The following is a 21,183-nucleotide window of genomic DNA, read 5'->3' on the forward strand; positions in this document are numbered from 1 at the left end:
TTAAAATAAAAACGGGAAAGGAGATTAAATTCTCCTTTCCCGTTTTTATTTATTTGCGTTGTTTAACTTCATATTCTTCAAGCATTGAAATACGCTCAAGCATTGAAGGATGACTGTAACGGAATATTTTTACTAATAAAGGCGGGTTAATCTGGCTTAGTCCCGAGCGGGTTAATTCTTGGAAGGATGTTATCGCAGCTTCAGGATTCTGTGTCATATTAATCGCATATCTGTCAGCCCTGGTTTCCTCATACCGAGAAATGAGATTAGAGATTGGACTGGACGCAAACAAAAGCATGGAAATGATCATGAAAAAGAGCGGTAAGGAACGAATATCTTTTACGTCTGGAATTTTCAATTCTTTTCCATATCGCCCAATTGCCCAATTCATAATTCGATACGTTAAATACAACCCCAAAAGTGAGAACAATAAATATAAAGCGATTCCGATATAGATATGCTTTTCAACATAATGACAGATTTCATGTGCCATGATAAATAAAATTTGATCATCTGATAATTTATTTAAAGTAGTATCCCATAGTACAATCCTTGCGTTTGAGCCAATCCCTGATACATATGCATTTAAGGAATTTGTCTCCTTGGACATATTCACTTCAAAAACATGTTCGGCGGGAATTTGCGCTTTATCTGCTAAAGCTAATATCTTCGTTTCTAATTCTTTATTTTTCAAAGGATAAAAATCATTATATAACGGGTCAATGATTACGGGCTGTAGAAACATCATAAACAAGGTAAAGGGTATCGACAATATCCAGGCATAGAGCCACCAGCGTTTAACACTTTTTTTCATGAGCCAATATAAAACTGGGACAATAATCAGTAAAGTCCCGTAATTAATCCAAAAATCAATTAACTCCTCCTTCATCCAAGAAGCAAAGGTTTGTGTTGAAATGTTATAAGTTTTTGACAAAGTGTAACTGATATAGCTTAGTGGCAATGTAGCCAAAAAAGCAAAAAATGAAAGCCATATCATATATATAGCTGTTTGAAGCAGCTTATACTTGGACGAATTTTCAGCCCATGATTTAAATGCTTTTGAAAAGCCAAACAGTAAAATCAGAAAATAGAAAAGCCATTCAAATGGTGTTGATAAGAAAAATAACAAATTTCTAATTTTTGAATACTCTTCACTCAGCATTAATTCCCTGCCATTTAAAAAAGTAGCAGGATCAGCTTTCGTCCCTTGATATTCAAAAGGCAGGTTTGAGTCTGCAAAGTAAAATAAATACCAATAAAAAAACAACCCATATATTACATAGGCCAAAACTGCATAGACTCCCATTTTTCTAACCATGTTTTGTCCCCCTTTTTGTACAAACTCTCTATATTTAGTTTAGTTATAAAGTTCATATTTAGAACTAAAAAAAGCCGGGCTATACCGGCTTAGAGAAAATAAGAATATATAGCAAGAACTGTAATCGAGCCTAGAACTACAATGATAACATTTGCCCCTAAAAAAGCAGCACCAAAGGCGGCAGCGGCACCAGCAATTCCATACCAAATATCATCTTTTTGAAGAAATAAAATCGCCGGGAATATTAGTGCACCAAGGGTTGCATACGGAACATTTTTTAGTACACCTTGGATAAATGGCGGCAGCTCCATACCTTTAAACAATACAAACGGAAGCATTCTTGGTATATATGTAACTAACCCCATTCCAATAATCATCCATACTATTTCACTTTTCATGCTTTACACCCCAATGCCTTGCTTTTATGACGTCAATCAGTTCAATTATTATAGCGGATAAAATGGTAGATATAACGATTGCCCATCCTTGAGCCATAATGCCTCCGAATGTAAAAATCGTATTAAATATCGCCGCAAGAAGTGCTAGAAATATTACCTTCGCACTTTTTTTCAGCGAAGGAACTAAGAGGCCAATAAACATGGCATAAAGCGCCACGCCCATACTCTCTTGTAATGTTTGTGGAAGACTTGCCCCTATCAAATGACCAATCCCAGTGAATATTACCCAACTCGAATAGGCTAACAAATTAACTCCAAACATAAAACCAGAAGTCACTGTCCCTTCTCTCGTTGCAGCCACTGAAAAGGTCTCATCTGTAATTCCAAATGAATAAAGCATTTTAGTGCCAAGATGATCATCTTCACACTTTTCAGTTAAAGAAGTCGACATTAAAAAATGACGAATGTTTACAATAAAAGTAGTTAAAACTATTTCAACTATTCCTGTCCCATAGGCAATTAAACTTAATGAAATATACTGTGAGGCACCAGCAAATACAATCAAGCTCATCAATACCGATTCATAAATAGAAAGCCCTGATGTTTTGGCAAGAAGACCAAAAGTCAATGCAATCGGAAAATAACCAATACCAATGCTAATTCCTGCCTGTAGTCCTTTTTTAAATTCAGTCGATTCTTTTCCTATTGCAAAATCAGACAACCTTATCTCCCTCTTTCTCCCCTTGAATCAAAAGTAAATTTTATCAAACTTTTGAAAATAATGAAATAAAAAAACATGGCGAGGATTCAGCCATGTTTCCTTGTTTTTATACCGTCTGTGTAATTTGTGCTTTTAACGCCCTTCGCAGGATTTTTCCAGTTGTGTTTTTTGGAAGTTCTTCTAGAAATTCTATTGTTGAAGGAACTTTATACTTAGCTAAATGTTCTCTGCAAAACTCAAGTAATTGCTCCTCAGTCGTATTCGGATTTTTGCTCACAACATAACATTTTACTGCTTCTCCGAGATTTGAATCTGGTACACCAAGAACGGCTGCTTCTACTACATCAGGATGATTATAGAGGACTTCTTCTACCTCACGAGGATAGACATTAAAACCGCCGACAATAATCAAATCCTTCTTCCTATCTACGATATAAAAATATCCATCTTCATCCATTCTTGCTAAATCACCTGTATATAACCAGCCATCACGTATAGCTGCTGCTGTTTCTTCCGGCATTTTGTAATAGCCTTTCATGATATTGGGACCAGATACAATTAATTCACCCACTGCTCCAACCGGCAGGTCCTCTCCTAGTTCATTTACAATTTTGTTCTCAACGTGAAGAATAGAGGTTCCAATTGAACCAGCTTTACGCGGTCGGTCCAGTGGATTGAAGCAGGTAACCGGTGAAGCCTCAGACAAACCGTATCCCTCAGAAACACGGACATTAAATTTCTTTTCAAAGTTAGAAAGCAGGGCAACTGGTAATGAAGCTCCGCCAGATATACATAATCTTAGAGATTTAAAATCTTCAGGGTTGCCTTCAGGGTATTGGAATAAGAAATTATACATCGTTGGAACTCCGGCAAAAACGGTTGCTTCATACTCTTTGGCTAATTCAAAAATTTCTTTCGGACTAAATTTTGGGGCAATCAATAAGGTAGCCCCACTTAATAATGGTGCATTTAAAGCCACAGTTAAGCAAAACACATGGAACATAGGGAGAGTAGTGATGACACGATCTTGATCATTCATCCTTAAATAATCGCCCACATCGCTAGCATTGCTATATAAATTTTTATGAGTTAGCATTGCACCTTTAGGTTTCCCAGTGGTACCAGAAGTATAAAGAATAATCGCAGTGTCATCATCCTGAAGCTCCGGTCCTATAAAGGAAAGATCACCAGAGGCAACTACTTCTGTAAACGATTTCATTTTAGAGTAAAGTGAGAGTGATTCAATATTTTGCTGGGGGATACCATTTTGACTAGTTTCACAGAATACAAATTTCTCTACCTTAGGTAAAAAAGCATGGACTTTTTCTGCTAATGGAATAGCCATATCGAGCGCAACGACAACTTTTACATCACCGTTATTTAATATGTAACCAATTTCATCTGGTGTATAGATTGGATTAACTGGAATGACAGTAGCTCCCAACCTCAATGCCCCATATAAACTTATAACGAAATGAGGTGAGTTCCCAAGTAACAAAGCTACATGATCACCTTGTTTAACCCCTAACTTTTCAAGCCCAGAAGCGAAGCTTGTAATCGCTCCATCCAATTCGGCATATGTAGTACCTTGTCCCATAAAATAGTAGGCAGTTTTGTCTGCTGCATATTTAGCAGTTTCCTGAAGTCTAGATGATAAATTCATAATTTCCCTCCTCCTTATGAATGAATACTCATTCACTAAATCGTAAAAATTTTCTAAATATATTATATTTAAAGAAATTTAAGTATTCAAGCAAAATTTTTTTGTATTAGTCAAATTTCTACTTCCGCAGATATCCATATCAAAATCCCCTTCTACATCATATTTTATCAGTATGTAATAAGAAGGGGGATTTGTATGACCTTAATAGGCATGCTGCATCATAGAAAAGATCCTAATACTGTTATTAAGTCCTATGCCTATGCTGTTGTCGCAATGGCAGAAGGCGCGGATTTCATATATTTTACTCCAAAGAGTGTAAGTTTCGAAAATCAAACCATTGAGGGTTATGTATATAAAAATGGCTCTTGGCAGAAAAAAATTACACCATTCCCAGATGTTATCTATAATACAGGGAGCCCTGAGAAACTTGAAGCCTCAAAAGATATCATTAATCAGCTAAGGGAAACCATTCCTTTTACTACTGTTTCATTAGGGAATAAATGGGGTATTAATGAACGCTTAAAAAAAGGGAAGGAATTTTCTAAGTACTTAATTCCAGCCAAGATTCTTCAGGAATGGAAAGATCTACTGAATTTTCAAACCTTGTATCAGGATGTGGTTGTCAAACCGATGGATGGAAGGAAAGGACAAGGTATTTATTTTATTAAGAAGTGCGACCAAGGATTTATTGTTAATAAAGATTCTAAGGATAAAGTCTATACCCAAAATGAGTTGAAAGAGTTTCTCCAATCTTTACTTCAAGAAAACACATATATTGTTCAGCCATATGTTAAAAGCAAAACAAAAACGGGTCTTATTTTTGACTTTCGTCTGCATGCGCAAAAAAATGGAGAAGGCAAATGGGTCATTACGACTATTTATCCTCGAATAGCCTCAGATGGTACGATTGTAACCAATATTAATAATGGCGGGTACACCAATTATTTAATGCCGTTTCTCAACCAAGAATTTAATGACGAGGAAGCCCTTAATATTAAGCGAACATTAGAATACTTTACACTTGCTCTTGCCCGTCATCTTGACGAGCTTCAAATGCTGGAATTTTCAGAAGTCATTGATGAGATAGGAATTGATGTTGGTTTAGATGAAAATCAAAAACTATGGATTTATGAAGTAAACTGGCGTCCCGGCTGTCCCCCAGCATTTTATTTAGAACTTGATGTTGTTCGAAATACAATTCAATATGCAATTTATTTAGCCAATAATTACGAAAAAGTTAAACAGGACATCAGGCAATTTAAAAAGAAAGATATGGAAAAAAGAAAAGTGCCCATTATTGCAGTAACAGGCAGCGCCGGAAAAACCACGACAAAATCGTTTATTACATCAATTCTTAAAACAAGATGGAACACCTTCGAATCGAAAGATTATTGGAATCGGACAGATCATACACAAATACATGCTGATTTAATTAATTCCAGTCATCAAGCGGTTGTTTTAGAGTATGGAATGGGGTTCCCCGGAGTCATTACAGAACATTGCCGTATCATTCAGCCAAATATTAGTGTCATTACAAATGTGGGAATGGCACATATAGGTAACTTCGACGGAGATATCAAAAAAATTGCCAAGGCAAAATCTGAATTAATTCATGGAACAAAGAAAAACGGTATCTTATTTATTAACAAGGATTGCGAAAATTCAAAGTTACTCGAAACCGATCAGTTTAAAGGAAAAATTATCACAACAGGAATAAAAAATCCGGCTGATTATCGTGCATATGATGTCTCTTATGCTGAGAATGGGATGGAATTTAAAGTAAAACTTCAAGACAAAGAATGGTTATTCTTTATTCCGATTTATGGTGAACATCATGTTTATAACGCACTGAATGCTATAGGCGTTGCTGATTATTTAGGATTTTCTCCGGAGGAAATAAAATCCGGTTTACTCTTTAGAAAGCCTCCGCGCCGTTTAACGGTCTACCAATTAAAACAAGCCATCACCTTAATTGATGACTCTGTTCATTCCACACCGCAAGGAGTTAAAGCAGCCATCGATGTCTTTAAAAATATTAGCCCCAATCGAAAAATAGCCGTCCTTGGCCGAATGATTGGGCTTGGTAACCGAAGAGTTGAGCAATATCAACAAATTGGTAAATACCTTGTTAAACAGGGAGTTGACATGGTTATTACTTACGGTCGTTATGCACAGGGGATTGGATATGAGGCAATTGCTGCAGGTCTTCCGATTGAAAATTTCAAACATTTCATGGATGAAGATGCGATGCACGAATACCTCCTAAATGTTTTGCAAGAAAATGATTCCATTCTTGTAAAAGGAGCAAGTATTATGAATATGTTTAATACCGTCCAATTTCTCAAATCCGCTATTGGTATCGATAATAGACAAACTACTTCAGAAAAATAACGATAAAAAGATCCCCATATAAACCAGTATGGGGATCTTTTCTACTCTATTCTAAGATGAAAGGTAATCTCATTTGCAGCCTGCTTTGCTATCCTTTCTGCTTCTTCTAGCGTATCTCCTTTTGCAATAACATACGCATAGCGGTGCCCCATGGATAAAGGAGGTGTCACATACGTTCCACTCTTCGGTTTGACGTACACTTCCACCACACCAGGTATAGACATTGCCCTTCTCTTGCCTGTTACTTTTTCTAAAAAGCCTTTATTTTCAAGGATGACATACTGTGTAAAGACATAATGACTTGTGGTCTTTTCTAAAGAGGGGGTCTCACCTATTAACAATTTTAGTGTTTCTTCTACTAAGCTATAACCAAAAGCAGCTTGAATCATCTTATTCATTGCCCCGCCGGAAATTCGTGGGTTTATTTCGATTAGTTTCCATCCATCCTCCGTCAATCTTAGTTCTAAATGAAAGGCACCATTTTGAAATTTTAAGGAGGATACAATTGTGTCTATTATATCTAGTAAACCCTCCTCTAGCTGCTTGGGTACTTCTGCTAACACGCCATATCCCGTTACAATAAACCGTTTTCCCTTGGTAATTTCTTGCTTGATAACGGCACAAATGAGAACTTCCCAGTTAGTGACTAAAACCTCAACTAAATATTGGTCTCCCTCCACATATTCTTCAATGATGATCGTTTCATTTGGGTTTTTTGCACGCACCTTACCTGCGTTTTTTTCTAATGCTTTCATATTCTCTGCAAAGATGACATCCTTTGAGCCAGTTGAGGAAGCACACTTCACCACCACAGGAAACTTTAATTTCGGGTCAGTAAGATCAACTGGCATTTGCATATCTTTTGTAATTAACTTAAATCTTGGAGTAAATGATTGGTTGGCGAAAGTTGATCTAGTGGTATCTTTATTTTCCATTATAGCAAGGGCTTCCGTTGATAAATAGTTCACGCAATATTCATCAGCCAACCTTGAAGCTGTCTGAACATATTTTGCAACAAAAGTAGTAATGATTACGATCTCATGTCCACGTTGCTGCAATAACTCAATTTGTTGTTTTATTTCTTCGATCTTGCTAAGGTCGATTAAAGTCATATGATGGACATCCTGATATTCGCTTCTTTGCTGCATTTGCTTTTCAAGATTAGTAAAAACAACCGTATAATAACCTAATTCATTTGCGACTTTTACAGCCTCTCTGCTTGACCCGGATTTATTTACACCGATAAATATGATCGTTCTCATTCTTCTCACTCCTATTTTCCACTGACAAAGATGAACGCCCTATATGTTATGAAGGAATTAAACTTTTGTATGGACTTTTTCAACATTTCTTGGAATTTAGACGGACCAAACCATGTATTTACATGGTTAAATGTACAGTCCCATCGTAAAAGAACTCATAAAATAACAGGTAACGTATTATAGGATTGGAAGTGAATAAAATTCATGAAAGCTTTTTCCATTTTCGAAATTCGCCTTATCATCAATGGTGAATTGCTTCAAGGCTCTGATGATTTACTTGTTGACTATATACCTTATTATCAAAATATAAATAGGAGAAAAAGAAATGTACTCATTTTTATAAGAAATAAATCTGATTTGGACCTCGGCTATATTAAGACAAGACTTCCTTGTGCAATTGTAATTGACAATGATTTCGATGGACTTAAATCCATAGAGGAATTAACGGTCATTAAAGTAAAAAATGTAAAGAGAGCATTTTGGAACTTTGTTCAATTTTATCGAGGGTTATTTACGATTCCGGTAATAGCAGTAACCGGTACATGTGGCAAGACAACCACTAAGGAAATGATTGCGCATATCCTTAGAGAGGAGAAGAAAAAGGTCCAAGCCACTAAAAGCAGCGCTAATTCCCGGCTTGCACATTTACACTATTTACTTGGAATAAATGAGGATACGGATGCTGCAGTAATTGAAACGGCTGTAGGCAAGCCAGGGGATATTTTATATGCTTCTAGATTTTTCAAACCAACAATTGGGATTATTACAAACATTGGTGCCTGTCATTTAAATGCCTGCAAAACCATTGACGCCTATGTTGCAGCAAAAGGAGAAATGGTTTCATGCTTAGACGATAGTGGTGTTTTGATTTTAAATGCAGACGATGAAAAAACGAAAACAATTTCCTTAGAGCACTTTAAAGGTAAGATTGTATACTTTGGCATTAAGAACCATGCTGACTTCTATGCAACAGACATTCAATATGGTAACGGCGGCATGAATTTTAATCTTAAACTAAAAGAGATTAGTTTACCTGTATTTGTTCCAGGGTATGGAGAACACCAGGTTGCCAATGCCCTGGCTGCCTTTGCTGCTATAAATGAATTAGGCATAGACGTAACACAGGCGGCAAAACGGTTGCACTCATTTAAGAACCTTGGGAGACATTTGGAAATAACTAAGGGGTACAATGGCGCTACTATTATTGATGATACTTGGAATTTTAATACTACTTCGTTGGAAGCAGCGATGCAGGTTTTAAACTATGCAGCTGAAGGAAAACATAGAATCGCTTTGTTTACTGATATGGCTGCACTCGGAGATTACAGTCTTCAACTGCATAAGGAAGCAGGTGAAATCGTCAAAAAATATGGGGTAGATACAATTATTACAATTGGTAATCGCTCTAAAGAAATGGCCCACTATACACATGACCTTGGGTTAAAATGCACGATCCATTCATTACATGAATATGAACAGGTGTATTCACTGCTAAAGGAAATTTTAAATAAAAATTCAACATTATTAATTAAAAGCTTTGGAAATAACACCTCCATGATTGAATTAGCTTCTTTTTTTAAAAGATAATTTCTCCTAAAATATGGAACCACAGGTGGGAATTTCCTCGGTTTCTCCTCCAATTTCTATGTTAAGATGAGGTTGTTCCTACTCGAGGAGTAAACAAAACAGGAAGCGAGGAGAAACATTTATGAAAAAGAAATTGATTACAACATCTGTGGCGCTAATGATAACTTTTAGTGGAATGAGTATTCCTACTTTAAATATAACGACAAATCATGCAGCAGCTGCCACAACGGCAATACCTAACCCTTATAATAACCAAGCTGCAGTTGACGCTAAAGCAGACCAAATCATCGCAACAGCGAAGGATTTAATCGGAAAAGCTACGTACGGTACGAAGAAACTAACCTACCCTTATCAATTTACTTGTGCAACATTTGTAAATTATGTATTTGCGCAAAATGGTGTTGATATAGCGACTGAGACAGAAGAATATATGATGGAACAAGGCTATGAAGTTCCAAGAGATCAACTACAAAAAGGTGACCTCGTTTTCTTTGACGCTAATCCAACTAATACTGATCCTACCGATCATCTTGGGATCTATATTGGCGATAATAAGATTATTCACATGGCAAACCCTGAATTAGATATTACCATTTCTGATTTGGATAGCACTTCTTATTACCGTAACAATTATGTGAAAGCGAAAAGAGTACTTCCTAGTCTCTTATCAGCAAATCCTGCTACAAAAGGTGACCAAGTGGTGGCTGGTTACTTCGCTTTGAAAGACAAGGTGAAAATTAATTCAACAACGAATAACGCAGCAACTTCAACCTTTACAAATGCGGGATTAATTGATCATATCTATAAGACAGCAGGTATTAATTTAGGTACAACAAACATGACTGAGCAAATGAAATTAGGTGAGCCCGTTTCTAAGGATAATCTAAAAAAAGGTGACCTTGTATTCTTCAACAATACTACAGGTTCTAACACACCAGCTTTAGTAGGTATTTACGGAGGCGACCATCGTTTACTTTTAGCATCTACTGCCTATGGAACTGTGACTAGAATTTTGTTCCTGCCTTATTATAATGACTTGCACTATATTACTGCGAGACGTGTGATTACGGAAACACCAGTAACAACTACAGCACCTGCACCAACGCCAGCACCTGCACCAACGCCGGCACCTGCACCAACGCCGGCACCTGCACCTGTAGTGCCAACTAAAGCTGATTCTATTGTTACTACTGCTACAAGCCTCATAGGAAAAGCAAACTTTGGCTATGTTTATAATGAAAGTACGTTAACATTTACGCCTGGTGGTTTTACAAAGTATGTTTATAATCAGCATGGGATAAACTTAAAGTCAACTCTAGCCAGTTACCAAGCTACATTAGGACAGCATGTCGAGAAGGCTAATCTTCAAAAAGGCGATTTAATTTTCTTTGGCGGAACAACCATTAGCAACGTAGGAATCTATATAGGTGATAACCAATTCATCCATCTAATTAGAGGTAAAGGAACCATCAAAGAAACTTTAAATTCTGATTGGGCAACGCAAAATTACAAAACTGCCCGCCGAGTTTTATAAACGAAAGAGGAGCAAATTTGCTCCTCTTTTTGTTATAGTTCATATTCTTTTTTCCACATAAGTTATACTCTTTCTTTTTCCAGTTGCGACAAAATCATTTTTTAAGTAAAGTCTCAAAGAATAAGGAGTACACTTTGCTTTAATAAGATTCTTATTTAAGGTTTCCACATACTTGTCCCGTTCTTCAAATAAACGTTTGTAAATACCCTTCCCCCTAAATTCTTTTCTAACAAAATCCGTATTGTAATAAACAAATGTTTCCTTTATAACACATGACACAATACCCACAATCTCTTCTCCATACTTGGCGCCAAACCAAATTGTATTTTCTGTATTCCTAATTCTCATATTTCCCCTGAGTACGTAAGGCACAATTGGAGATATTTCATGAAATGTCATCAGAGAAATGGTAATATTCATCATCCTCAACTCCAGCAGATATTTAGTACCTTTGATACTATATGAAAAGGATTTATAACTTGTCTGTGTAAAGATACCGGATAGATGGCCTAAAAAAACACACGGTGAATATTTTCACCGTGCTGAACTCTAATAAATTAGGTCGATAAATTCTTCTTTTGATACGTTTCCGAAATAATAAGTTATGTCGACATCTTTAAGTACAGCTTCTAGCTCACTTTTTTCATAGCGAACATGCTTTAGTTTAGTTTCAATATCACTTACATCACCAACACCAAAAAAGTCGCCATAGATTTTACAGTTCTCGATGACTCCTTTATCAACATCCAAGCGGACATCTATGTGCCCCACTGGGAAACGATGAGAATGCTGAAGATTGAATTTCGGCGATTTCCCGTAGTTCCATTCCCAATTCTGGTAGCGTTCCTTGGATAGTTGGTGGATTTTCTCCCAATCCTCTTCCGTTAGTACATATTCCGTTACCGCTTGCCCTTGGAAGATAAACTTCAACAAGGCAGAACGAAACTCTTCAATCGTCCATTTATCTGTCAAGAATTCTGAAATATTAGCCACTCTACTCCGAACAGACTTGATTCCCTTGGATTCAATTTTGTCTTTCTTCACTCTTAAGCTTGAGACAATGTGATCCATTTCCGAATTAAAGAGAAGCGTCCCATGGGTGAACATACTCCCTCTTGTTGAGAACTGAGCATTCCCTGATATTTTCCTGCCCTCAGCTAAAATATCATTTCTACCACTTAATTCTGCATTAACTCCCATCTGTTTCAGTGCCGCAATTACAGGCTCTGTAAACTTGCGGAAGTTATGAAAGCTATCGCCGTCATCTTTTGTGATAAAGCTATAATTAAGATTGCCAAGGTCGTGATAGACGGCTCCCCCGCCAGACAATCTGCGTACCACATGGATACCGTTACTCTCAACATACTCTGTATTAATTTCTTCTACTGAATTTTGGTTTTTTCCAATGATAATTGATGGTTCATTTATGTAAAATAATAAATAGGATTCATTAATATCGAGATTTTTTAACGCATACTCTTCAATGGCAAGATTTATTCTCGGGTCGGTAATACCTTTATTATCGATAAATAACATACTTTCTTCCCCTTCTTATAGTGAAATGGTTTGAAATTCTTCTGCTAGTTTTATTATACCAGTATATTCTGTACTAGCTTCACTAATCAGCTTAGATAAATCTCCGTAATGCGGCAAATGGGTTAAAATCAATTGTTTAACACCGGCTCTGGCAGCAAATCTTCCCGCGTCAATGCTATTCATATGTCCCGCAGACTTCCCATTTTGGTGTTGATAAAAATTACATTCACATAACAATAGATCAGCACCTTTAGTAAACTCAATAAATTCTTCTTTAAAGGAACTATCTGCTGTGTAAACAATTGACTTTCCGTTTGCTTCTATCCTCATGGCATAGCAAGCCACTGGATGATCTGTTTTTAAAAAGGAAACCTTAAAGGGTCCAACAGTAAGCACTGCATTAGGTGAATATGTAATTCCCTTTGTAATTTCTTTATAGGTTAACTTCGTAAATTCCGCATTGTCCAATGAGTGTCCATAGATTGGTAATGTCGGAAAACTCTTTCCTAAGAAGCCCTGGATTAACCGAGCGTGCTGCAGGACTCCAATATCCGCAATGTGATCTGGATGATAGTGAGAAACTAAAACAGCGTCGAGCTCTTCCGGCTCAATGATATTTTGCATTTTTGCAAGAATGCCGCTGCCACAATCAATCAATAGTTTAAATTCTTCATGTTCCAGTAAATACCCTGAACTTGCGCCATTTTGTTTTGGGTATCCGCCCCAAAACCCAATAATTGTTAACTTCAACTAAATACCCCCTTGGTTAAAAAAAAGAAGCTATTTATAAAACAGCTTCGCGTTTATTCTTTAACATTTAGATACTCTAATACAGATTTTACAGCTTCTTCACCTTGATCAATACAATCAGGAAGCCCTACACCGCCGAATGAGGCACTCGCTAAAAAGACACCTGGAAGCTCTGATTTGATATGCTTTCTGATGGTCTCTAAACGCTGTTTATGTCCCACTGTGTATTGCGGCATGGAATCCTTCCAGCGTGAAACAACAGCAAACTCAGGCTGCATTCCAATATCCATTGTCCTGCTTAAATCATCAAGAACAATCTGAATAATTCTATCATCAGAAAGATCAACTATCGTTTCGTCTCCTGCTCTTCCTACATAACAGCGAAGCAGCACCTTACCTTTTGGAGTAGAATGAACCCACTTTTTATGTGTCCAAGTGCAAGCTGTTATTGAATAATCACCATTTCTAGATACAACAAATCCTGTGCCGTCAATATCATTTTTTATTGCTTCTTCAGGAAATGCCAGAGCCACCGTTGCCACAGATGTTGACGGTACTGACTTAAAAGGATCAAAAAAACGATAGTCTGAAAACATAGATTGAGTTATTTTATGCGGTGTTGCCGCAACAATACAATCCGCAATCAATGTTTCACCGTTATTCAGATATAGCTCATATAGATGATTAGTCTTTGTAATTTTATCGACTCTGTGCCCTTTTAAGATTGATTTAGGGTCCAGTTTCGCTTCAATACCTTCTGCAAAGGACTGAAGGCCAGACTTAAAGGTTAAAAATACCCCTTTTTTCTTCTCAGCAGGTTGATTTGCTATCGGTTTGGATGGTGTGGTTTTCTTCATCCCAAGGATAAGGCTGCGATATTTTTGTTCAACCTCATAAAATTGTGGAAAGGTTGACATTAAACTCATTTGATCAATATCACCCGCATAAATACCCGATAATAACGGTTCAATTAAATTTTCAACTACCTCATCGCCCAACCTTCTTCGAAAAAACTCACCTAAAGATTGGTCAGTATTTCCTGCGGACCTTGGTAAGATAAAATCCGCAGCTGCTCTTAGTTTACCTGGTATTGAAAACAACCCCGTCGTTATAAATGGTCCTATTTCAGTCGGAATACCCATAATGGAGCCCCCAGGCATCGAATAGAGCTTGTCATTTACAAGAACATAGGATTTCCCGGTAGAATTAGATACCAGCTGCTCCTCCATCCCTACTTCCTTAGCAAGTCTAATCATGCTCACTTTTCTAGCTAAGAAGGAATCGGGACCTCTTTCAATGGTGAAACCGTCTCTTATCACGGTTTGCATTTTACCTCCGAGACGTTGTGAAGCTTCGATCAATTTGATTTCAAGAGGCAGCTTTTTATCATTTATGATTTTTTGAAGATAGAATGCCGCAGTAAGGCCCGCTATTCCGCCCCCAATAATGGCTACCTTCTTTTTTTCTTCCGTCACGGATGTCACCCTTCTTTCTTTATTCTGATTGCAATTGGCTGGATAATTTTTTTAGTATGACCGTTGCCATAGCATCAATTAAATCATCATGTGCGTTCGGCATTTCAGGACGGTAGTATTTTGCTCCTACCTCCTCTGCCGCTATTCTACACTCATAATCGTTATCATAGAGGACTTCCAAGTGTTCGCATACAAAGCCCACTGGCGCATAAACAAATGCTTTATAGGAATGTTCTTTTGCTAAGTCCCTCGTTAAATCCTGTACGTCTGGTCCTAACCATGGATCAAGAGTGTTCCCCGCACTTTGCCAGCCAATCGTATATTTAGTGACACCAGCATGTCTTGCAATTAAATCAGCGGTTTCCTGAAGCTGGCTTGGATAAGGGTCACCAAACTGTAAGATTTTCTCTGGAAGACTATGCGCTGAAACAATCATCATAGCGTCATTTTTTTCTTCTTGGGGCATTTGATCATATATTTCCTTAATTCTATCTGCCCAGTAATTAATAAATTTAGGTTCATCATACCAGCTATCAACGGAAGTAATTTTAATACCTCCAAGTTTTTCTGCTTCTTCATTTGCCCTGTTATTATAGGACTTAATGCTAAAAGTGGAATAATGAGGCGCCAATACAATACTAATTGCCTCTTTCATTCCATCTGCGTGCATTTCCTTAACAGCATCCTCGATAAATGGTTCAATATGCTTTAAGCCAAGATACATTTTGAATTGTATTTCATCTTGAAGCTTATTAAGATGTTCTTCTAGTTTTTTTGCCTGCTCCATCGTAATTTTAGCTAATGGTGAAATACCGCCAATTGCTTCATAGCGATTTCTTAACTCTTCAATCATTTCTGGAGTAGGCTTTCTGCCACGGCGAATATGTGTATAGTAACGTTCCAAGTCATCTAAATGATAGGGGGTACCGTATGCCATTACGAGTAAACCCATTTTCTTTTTCGTCATCTTCCGCACCTCGTTTTTATTTCTTGCTGCTTTATCAAAAATGAAGATTTCATCCTATGTTAAGGGCTCATATCAGGATTTAGAGGGCCTCTAATTTTTTAGGGCCCTCTTTTTCATGCATATTATATTGTGCCAAAAAAACACTTATCTTACCAATATTAACACTCGATGACAGTATTTATCTGCTTCGTTTTGAGGCAGAATACTCATGGACAAATGAAGTTAATTTCTTTAAGGTTGCAGGGTTTACGGATGGGAAAACGCCATGGCCAAGATTAAAGATATAGCCGCCCTGAGCCATCCCTTGGTCTAAAATTGCTTTAGCTCTTTCTTCAATCACTTCCCAAGGGGATAACAGGATTGCTGGATCGAGATTACCTTGAACCGTTTTATGAATCCCCATTTCTCTTGCTTGTTGAATCGGAAGACGCCAGTCCAATCCAACTACATCAACCGGAAGGTCATTCCACTCTAAAGCAAGATGACTCGCACCTACTCCAAACATAATAAGTGGAACATTCTCTTCTTTCAGTTCTGTGAAAATCCTATTCATGACTGGCTTAATAAAATAGCGGTAGTCCTCGACATTTAGAGCTCCAACCCAAGAATCAAAAATTTGAATCGCTTTAACTCCGGCCGTAATTTGTGATTTCACATATGTAATAATCATATCAGCAAGTTTTTCCATAAGCGCAAACCATGCTTTTGGTTCTGAGTACATGAATGCTTTCGTCTTATTATAGTTTTTCGAAGGTCCTCCCTCAATCATATAACTAGCGAGCGTGAAAGGAGCCCCGGAAAATCCAATTAAAGGTACTGACAATTGTTCTTCGGTTAATAATTTAATCGTATCTAAAACGTATGGTACATCCTCCTCCGGATGAATTTCTCCAAGTTTTTCAACATCTGCTAATGATGTAATTGGATTGTCGATGACAGGACCAATTCCTGATTTTATTTCAACCTGCATACCAATCGCCGGCAGCGGCGTCATGATATCTTTATAAAGTATAGCCGCATCAACATTGTACTGCTCTACTGGAAGGCGGGTTACATACGCACAAAGCTCAGGCTGGTGAGTAATTTCAAATAATGAGTACTTTTCTTTAATTTCTCTGTACTCTGGCTGTGAACGACCTGCTTGACGCATGTACCAAACTGGGACATGATCTGTCTTTTCTCCTCTTGCTGCTTTTAAAAATGTATCGTTGATTTGCTTCATCATGTAAATAAATCCACCTTTCAAAAGACATGTCTCGTTATATTCTAATATATGTAGCAAAAAATTAACAACTTTATAGAGTACATAGCACTGTTTTCACTATATCGATTATTCCTATTTATGTATAGGTTACAATGGAAAGTGTCAAAAAAAAGTCGTTTTTATGTAGGAATGAATTTATATAAGTTAGGGAACATACCCTTATAAATAAAAATTAACGAATGAGGTAATGAAAATGAATGTATATATCACCACAGGGACTTTTGAATACTTGAAAGGAATAGAAATGACGTATCCTTCTGAATCAATGGCAACCATGGTTAACCAAGATGGTGCCCTCCTGTTGCATGAAACTAGTAAAACGTCAGTATTTAAGGAGCCAAGGAAATATGAGATATTAGAATCATCAGGGTTAATTGGGAAGGAAGGCTTTGCTGTTATAAACAACATACCAATAACAGAAGAAAGCGTCCCTCTATTTGAACACCAATTTAAGGATCTTCCCAGCCTGCTAGAGAAAGAAAAGGGTTTTATAGCCATTCGAGTCCTACGCCCTTTATCATCAAATACTTATATAATCCTAACAATTTGGGAAAGTGCGATTACCTTTGAAAACAGAAAAACACTTTTGGATTCTGAGATAAAAAAAGCTTATGAAAATGTTAAACACTCACACATATTTACTAGCGCACCATATGTCAGCAAATATACTATCGTTACTCCACAATAAGGTTTCAAAATAAATCCCCGACACTTGGTCACATGAACCTCTCATGTGATCTTTTTTGCTTTTTCCTACACTTGATTTGGTCACATTTTATAAATAAATTTTTTTAAAAACCTCTCACCACAGAAATCTTATTTCATATTCTGTATTACATCCAAAGGGCGAATTACCTAATTATTGCACTTAGATGAAGATGAAAGGAGGTCATTGTATGCTTGTCGAGCTTTCCGCTCTTCATTGGATATATGTTGTCTTTATTGCTCTTATTATCGGATTTATGGTCAAACGAAGAGATACCACCCTAATTTGTATCCTCGGAATATTCCTTATTGCTATTACTGCGACGGGCTCCTTAAGCAGTTCGGTTAGCAGCATCTTCAACAGTTTTATTTACGCAATTACAGAGTTGTTATCGACTATTTTAGTCATCTCGATTATTGTAGCTATGAGTAAAACATTAACATCTACTGGAATAAACGATGTCATGATTTCACCTTTTACAAAACTAATTCGTAACCCTGCGCTCGCCTATTGGACCATTGGTATATTAATGATGGTCATTTCCTGGTTCTTTTGGCCGTCACCGGCTGTTGCGCTTCTTGGAGCCGTACTGCTTCCAGTCGCCTTACGAGCAGGTCTGCCAGCTTTGGGAGTGGCCATGGCAATGAACTTGTTTGGGCATGGTATAGCCTTATCAGGAGACTTCGTCATTCAGGCAGCGCCAAAATTAACATCGGACGCAGCAGGAATTCCAATCGGTGATGTTATCAATGCTAGTATTCCTTTAGTATTTGTAATGGGGATTGTGACTACTATCGCTGCCTTCTATTTTTTAAGAAGAGATATGAAGAATGGTGTGTTGCAGCCAACCCCATTTGTACCTATAGAATCAACCGAAGAAACCACATCCGAGAAAAAACTTCTCACGATTGGGCAAAAGCGATTTTTTGCCATTCTCGTTCCGATTTTATTTGCTATAGACGTTGCCTCTATGTTTATCCTTGACCTTACTGGAGGAGACGCCACTGCTTTAGTCGGGGGAACATCGATTTTCATCCTTCTCTTAATCACAATGGTAAGCCATAAAAACAAAGGTCTCGAAAAAACAACCAGCTATTTAATAGAAGGATTTACTTTCGGATTTAAAGTCTTTGGTCCGGTAATCCCAATAGCAGCCTTCTTCTATTTAGGTGATGCTGGATTTGGTAAGATAATCGGAGATTTTTTACCAGATGGTTCTCAAGGTATTGTAAATGATCTAGGGATTGCACTAGCCAATATTGTTCCATTAAGTAAAGTGGTCGGAGCAGTCACTCTAACCACTGTAGGAGCGATTACAGGTTTAGATGGTTCTGGATTTTCAGGAATATCACTCGCAGGTTCAGTAGCAGGTTTGTTTGCTGTTGCAATTGGTAAAGGTGTGGCAACTCTAACAGCCCTTGGCCAAATAGCAGCCATTTGGATTGGGGGCGGAACATTGGTACCCTGGGCATTAATCCCTGCAGCCGCAATTTGTAACGTCGACCCTTTTGAATTAGCAAGGCGAAATCTTCTCCCAGTGGTTATTGGTCTTGTAGTGACTACTATCGTAGCAATGTTTTTAATCTAAAGGTATCATCCTGACTAAATGATTAACATTACAGCAAACAAAAAAGAGGCATCCGCCTCTTTTTCTATGTTTTTCTCAATCTTTTTTTAACAAGTTGGTATATATAGATCGATAAGAACAGCCAGATATATCCAAATGCAAAACCAGCGATTACATCTGTTGGATAATGTACTTGGAGTATGATACGGCTTGCACCAATCAGCAAGAGTAACAATACGGTGACAGTCACAACAATCCTTTTAGCAGCTGGAGACTTCATCCCCTCTTGCATGAGATAAGCTGTAAAAAAGTAAAAAACTAATCCAACCATTGCATGTCCACTAGGAAAACTTAAACTGTCAACATGTGCAAAATGTTCTAATTCGGGTCTTGGACGTGCAATCCAATCCTTTAAAAGCCTATTCGCTTCATTTCCCAATCCGGTTGATAAGGAGAGTGCCGCTGCTCCCAAGAAATGCCGTTTTCTTAATAATAGCCAAACCAATACAATCAATGCAACGATACCAATACCCTTTTTATCACCTAATTCGGTCACCAAAAGAAAAAAAGGATGCAGGGTGTCAGGTACATCTGCAAATAAATCTGCTAGTTTAGTATCTAACCAAAAAGCTTCTTTTGCTGCCACTTTAATAGAAATAAAAATGGCAATGATAACAGCTAAACATAAGAATATGTACGAAAAATTATTCCCTTTTGTTTTCATAGATTAGTTAAATCCTTTCTGATTCAAAATTCTTTAAAATTATAAATAAAAAGACAGTAAAAATCTACATAATAGTGTAAAAGTGTTAAAATAGTTTGAAAATGGGATTATTGATTGGAGGATGCCATATGTTGAACCATTTGTTTTCAAAATTAGAAGATTACTATGATGAAATGGTCACAATACGCAGGTTTATGCACCAACACCCAGAATTGTCCTTTCAGGAATTTAACACGGCCCAATATATAAAGAAGTTTTACGAAAAACTTGGAATCGAAGTAAAAGGAAATGTTGGCGGAAATGGTGTTATTGCAAAAGTATATGGCAATACTCCCGGCAAAACTGTGGCATTAAGGGCAGACTTTGATGCGTTACCCATTCATGATGAAAAGGATGTACCTTATAAATCATTAATTCCTGGTGTGATGCATGCTTGTGGTCATGATGGACATACCGCTACCCTTCTTATCCTTGCAAAAGTTCTAAATGAACTGAGGGGTGACCTAGAAGGAAACTATGTCTTCATCCATCAGCACGCTGAAGAATATGCACCAGGTGGAGCAATCACCATGATTGAGGATGGCTGCTTAGAAGGTGTTGATGTCATATTTGGAACTCATTTGTGGGCAAGTGAACCGACGGGGACAATCCAATATCGTACTGGTCCAATAATGGCTGCAGCTGATCGCTTCGAAATAGATCTACAGGGTAAAGGTGGCCACGGTGCACAGCCTCATAAAACAAAGGATGCCATCGTCACAGCTTCACAGTTAGTTTTAAATCTTCAACAAATTGTCAGCCGGAAGGTGAATCCAGTTGAATCAGCTGTAGTCACCGTAGGCTCTTTTATGTCTGAAAATGCCTTTAATGTAATCGCGGATAAAGCGAAGCTCGTCGGCACCGTCCGAACCTTTAATGATGATGTTCGCCAATACATTGAAGAAGAAATGGAAAGAATTATTCAAGGCACATGCCACTTGTCCGGCAGCACCTATACCTTTTTATATGAGAGAGGTTATCCAGCAGTAGTCAATCATGCAAAAGAAACAGAATTTCTCATTACTGCGGCTAAGGATGTTCCTGAGGTATTGAACATTGAAGAATCGGAGCCGCAAATGGGGGGAGAAGATTTTTCTTATTACTTAAAGGAAATACCCGGAACTTTCTTTTTTACAGGCGCAAAACCACCTGGTGCCACCCCAGGATATCCGCATCATCATCCAAAGTTTGATATCGATGAAAACGCAATGTTGATAGCAGCCAAAACACTCGGGACAGCCGCAATAAAAATACACAGTACTAAATAAGCTAAGCCCCTAA

18 protein-coding genes are annotated in these 21,183 nt (G+C 37.6%); 6 read left to right on the plus strand and 12 right to left on the minus strand.

The genetic code is table 11. The features are described from left to right. Positions 1-49: 49 nt before the first annotated feature. The 4 genes from BANA01_RS11300 to BANA01_RS11315 all read right to left on the minus strand — a co-directional run bounded on the left by BANA01_RS11300 (position 50) and on the right by BANA01_RS11315 (position 4,100). Positions 50-1,318, minus strand: coding sequence for a M48 family metallopeptidase (locus BANA01_RS11300; RefSeq protein WP_063253189.1), 1,269 nt, complete (start codon positions 1,316-1,318; stop codon positions 50-52). An 89-nt stretch (positions 1,319-1,407) separates the two neighbouring features. Then, positions 1,408-1,716 (minus strand): AzlD domain-containing protein, encoded by a 309-nt coding sequence (locus tag BANA01_RS11305; protein WP_063253190.1) that lies wholly within the window; start codon positions 1,714-1,716, stop codon positions 1,408-1,410. Further along, positions 1,706-2,437: an AzlC family ABC transporter permease gene (locus BANA01_RS11310; protein WP_063253191.1), complete on the minus strand. Its 732-nt coding sequence runs from the start codon at positions 2,435-2,437 to the stop codon at positions 1,706-1,708. The genes BANA01_RS11305 and BANA01_RS11310 overlap by 11 nt, the downstream gene beginning before the upstream one ends. A gap of 106 nt (positions 2,438-2,543) precedes the next feature. Further along, positions 2,544-4,100, minus strand: coding sequence for a fatty acid--CoA ligase family protein (locus BANA01_RS11315; protein ID WP_063253192.1), 1,557 nt, complete (start codon positions 4,098-4,100; stop codon positions 2,544-2,546). Positions 4,101-4,295: 195 nt separating this feature from the next. Between BANA01_RS11315 and BANA01_RS29105 the strand changes: the two genes are divergently transcribed. Then, positions 4,296-6,491, plus strand: a complete 2,196-nt coding sequence (locus BANA01_RS29105; protein ID WP_082799491.1) for a YheC/YheD family protein — start codon at positions 4,296-4,298, stop codon at positions 6,489-6,491. Positions 6,492-6,532: 41 nt separating this feature from the next. Here BANA01_RS29105 and BANA01_RS11325 read toward each other — a convergent pair whose 3' ends face one another. Then, entirely contained in the window at positions 6,533-7,753 is a 1,221-nt protein-coding gene (locus tag BANA01_RS11325; protein ID WP_063253193.1) for an ATP-grasp domain-containing protein, read from the minus strand. A gap of 204 nt (positions 7,754-7,957) precedes the next feature. Here BANA01_RS11325 and BANA01_RS11330 point away from each other — a divergent pair, with 204 nt between their 5' ends. After that, positions 7,958-9,340 carry a Mur ligase family protein gene (locus BANA01_RS11330; protein WP_063253194.1) on the plus strand — a complete coding sequence of 461 codons (1,383 nt, stop codon included), beginning with the start codon at positions 7,958-7,960 and terminating at the stop codon, positions 9,338-9,340. A 121-nt stretch (positions 9,341-9,461) separates the two neighbouring features. Continuing rightward, positions 9,462-10,874 carry a C40 family peptidase gene (locus BANA01_RS11335; RefSeq protein ID WP_063253195.1) on the plus strand — a complete coding sequence of 471 codons (1,413 nt, stop codon included), beginning with the start codon at positions 9,462-9,464 and terminating at the stop codon, positions 10,872-10,874. Positions 10,875-10,913: 39 nt separating this feature from the next. Here the strand turns inward: BANA01_RS11335 and BANA01_RS11340 are convergent, their stop codons facing one another. The 6 genes from BANA01_RS11340 to hemE all read right to left on the minus strand — a co-directional run bounded on the left by BANA01_RS11340 (position 10,914) and on the right by hemE (position 16,827). After that, a complete protein-coding gene (locus BANA01_RS11340; protein WP_218008393.1) occupies positions 10,914-11,273 on the minus strand; it encodes a GNAT family N-acetyltransferase in 360 nt (119 codons plus the stop codon). A 150-nt stretch (positions 11,274-11,423) separates the two neighbouring features. After that, complete coding sequence (locus tag BANA01_RS11345) at positions 11,424-12,410, minus strand: lipoate--protein ligase (protein ID WP_063253197.1); 987 nt, start codon at positions 12,408-12,410, stop codon at positions 11,424-11,426. Between the two features lie 15 nt (positions 12,411-12,425). Then, on the minus strand, positions 12,426-13,160 hold the full coding sequence (locus BANA01_RS11350; RefSeq protein WP_063253198.1) for an MBL fold metallo-hydrolase: 735 nt from the start codon (positions 13,158-13,160) through the stop codon (positions 12,426-12,428). Between the two features lie 53 nt (positions 13,161-13,213). Beyond that, positions 13,214-14,635: a protoporphyrinogen oxidase gene (gene hemY / locus BANA01_RS11355; protein ID WP_063253199.1), complete on the minus strand. Its 1,422-nt coding sequence runs from the start codon at positions 14,633-14,635 to the stop codon at positions 13,214-13,216. Between the two features lie 19 nt (positions 14,636-14,654). Next, positions 14,655-15,602 carry a ferrochelatase gene (gene hemH / locus BANA01_RS11360; RefSeq protein ID WP_063253200.1) on the minus strand — a complete coding sequence of 316 codons (948 nt, stop codon included), beginning with the start codon at positions 15,600-15,602 and terminating at the stop codon, positions 14,655-14,657. Positions 15,603-15,780: 178 nt separating this feature from the next. Next, positions 15,781-16,827 (minus strand): uroporphyrinogen decarboxylase, encoded by a 1,047-nt coding sequence (hemE, locus tag BANA01_RS11365; protein ID WP_063253201.1) that lies wholly within the window; start codon positions 16,825-16,827, stop codon positions 15,781-15,783. A 226-nt stretch (positions 16,828-17,053) separates the two neighbouring features. Here hemE and BANA01_RS11370 point away from each other — a divergent pair, with 226 nt between their 5' ends. Continuing rightward, complete coding sequence (locus BANA01_RS11370) at positions 17,054-17,554, plus strand: antibiotic biosynthesis monooxygenase family protein (protein WP_235847115.1); 501 nt, start codon at positions 17,054-17,056, stop codon at positions 17,552-17,554. A gap of 208 nt (positions 17,555-17,762) precedes the next feature. Further along, positions 17,763-19,160, plus strand: a complete 1,398-nt coding sequence (locus BANA01_RS11375; protein ID WP_063253203.1) for a hypothetical protein — start codon at positions 17,763-17,765, stop codon at positions 19,158-19,160. A 64-nt stretch (positions 19,161-19,224) separates the two neighbouring features. On the opposite strand, the gene BANA01_RS11380 is transcribed toward BANA01_RS11375, so the two are convergent. Next, a complete protein-coding gene (locus BANA01_RS11380) occupies positions 19,225-19,863 on the minus strand; it encodes a phosphatase PAP2 family protein (protein ID WP_063253204.1) in 639 nt (212 codons plus the stop codon). Positions 19,864-19,991: 128 nt separating this feature from the next. Here BANA01_RS11380 and BANA01_RS11385 point away from each other — a divergent pair, with 128 nt between their 5' ends. After that, positions 19,992-21,170, plus strand: a complete 1,179-nt coding sequence (locus BANA01_RS11385; protein ID WP_063253205.1) for a M20 family metallopeptidase — start codon at positions 19,992-19,994, stop codon at positions 21,168-21,170. The last annotated feature ends 13 nt before the right edge of the window (positions 21,171-21,183 follow it).

Source organism: Neobacillus niacini NBRC 15566, assembly GCF_001591505.1.
In the GTDB taxonomy this organism is placed as follows: Bacteria; Bacillota; Bacilli; order Bacillales; family Cytobacillaceae; genus Neobacillus; species Neobacillus niacini.

What these genes read in the sequence shown, in the direction of transcription:
- BANA01_RS11300 (WP_063253189.1), bottom strand. Translation starts at nt 1,318, where the DNA reads ATGGTTAGAAAAATGGGAGTCTATGCAGTTTTGGCCTATGTAATATAT.
- BANA01_RS11305 (WP_063253190.1), bottom strand. Translation starts at nt 1,716, where the DNA reads ATGAAAAGTGAAATAGTATGGATGATTATTGGAATGGGGTTAGTTACA.
- BANA01_RS11315 (WP_063253192.1), bottom strand. Translation starts at nt 4,100, where the DNA reads ATGAATTTATCATCTAGACTTCAGGAAACTGCTAAATATGCAGCAGAC.
- BANA01_RS29105 (WP_082799491.1), top strand. Translation starts at nt 4,296, where the DNA reads ATGACCTTAATAGGCATGCTGCATCATAGAAAAGATCCTAATACTGTT.
- BANA01_RS11325 (WP_063253193.1), bottom strand. Translation starts at nt 7,753, where the DNA reads ATGAGAACGATCATATTTATCGGTGTAAATAAATCCGGGTCAAGCAGA.
- BANA01_RS11330 (WP_063253194.1), top strand. Translation starts at nt 7,958, where the DNA reads ATGAAAGCTTTTTCCATTTTCGAAATTCGCCTTATCATCAATGGTGAA.
- BANA01_RS11335 (WP_063253195.1), top strand. Translation starts at nt 9,462, where the DNA reads ATGAAAAAGAAATTGATTACAACATCTGTGGCGCTAATGATAACTTTT.
- BANA01_RS11340 (WP_218008393.1), bottom strand. Translation starts at nt 11,273, where the DNA reads ATGACATTTCATGAAATATCTCCAATTGTGCCTTACGTACTCAGGGGA.
- BANA01_RS11345 (WP_063253197.1), bottom strand. Translation starts at nt 12,410, where the DNA reads ATGTTATTTATCGATAATAAAGGTATTACCGACCCGAGAATAAATCTT.
- hemH (WP_063253200.1), bottom strand. Translation starts at nt 15,602, where the DNA reads ATGACGAAAAAGAAAATGGGTTTACTCGTAATGGCATACGGTACCCCC.
- hemE (WP_063253201.1), bottom strand. Translation starts at nt 16,827, where the DNA reads ATGATGAAGCAAATCAACGATACATTTTTAAAAGCAGCAAGAGGAGAA.
- BANA01_RS11370 (WP_235847115.1), top strand. Translation starts at nt 17,054, where the DNA reads ATGAAAATGAATGTATATATCACCACAGGGACTTTTGAATACTTGAAA.
- BANA01_RS11375 (WP_063253203.1), top strand. Translation starts at nt 17,763, where the DNA reads ATGCTTGTCGAGCTTTCCGCTCTTCATTGGATATATGTTGTCTTTATT.
- BANA01_RS11380 (WP_063253204.1), bottom strand. Translation starts at nt 19,863, where the DNA reads ATGAAAACAAAAGGGAATAATTTTTCGTACATATTCTTATGTTTAGCT.
- BANA01_RS11385 (WP_063253205.1), top strand. Translation starts at nt 19,992, where the DNA reads ATGTTGAACCATTTGTTTTCAAAATTAGAAGATTACTATGATGAAATG.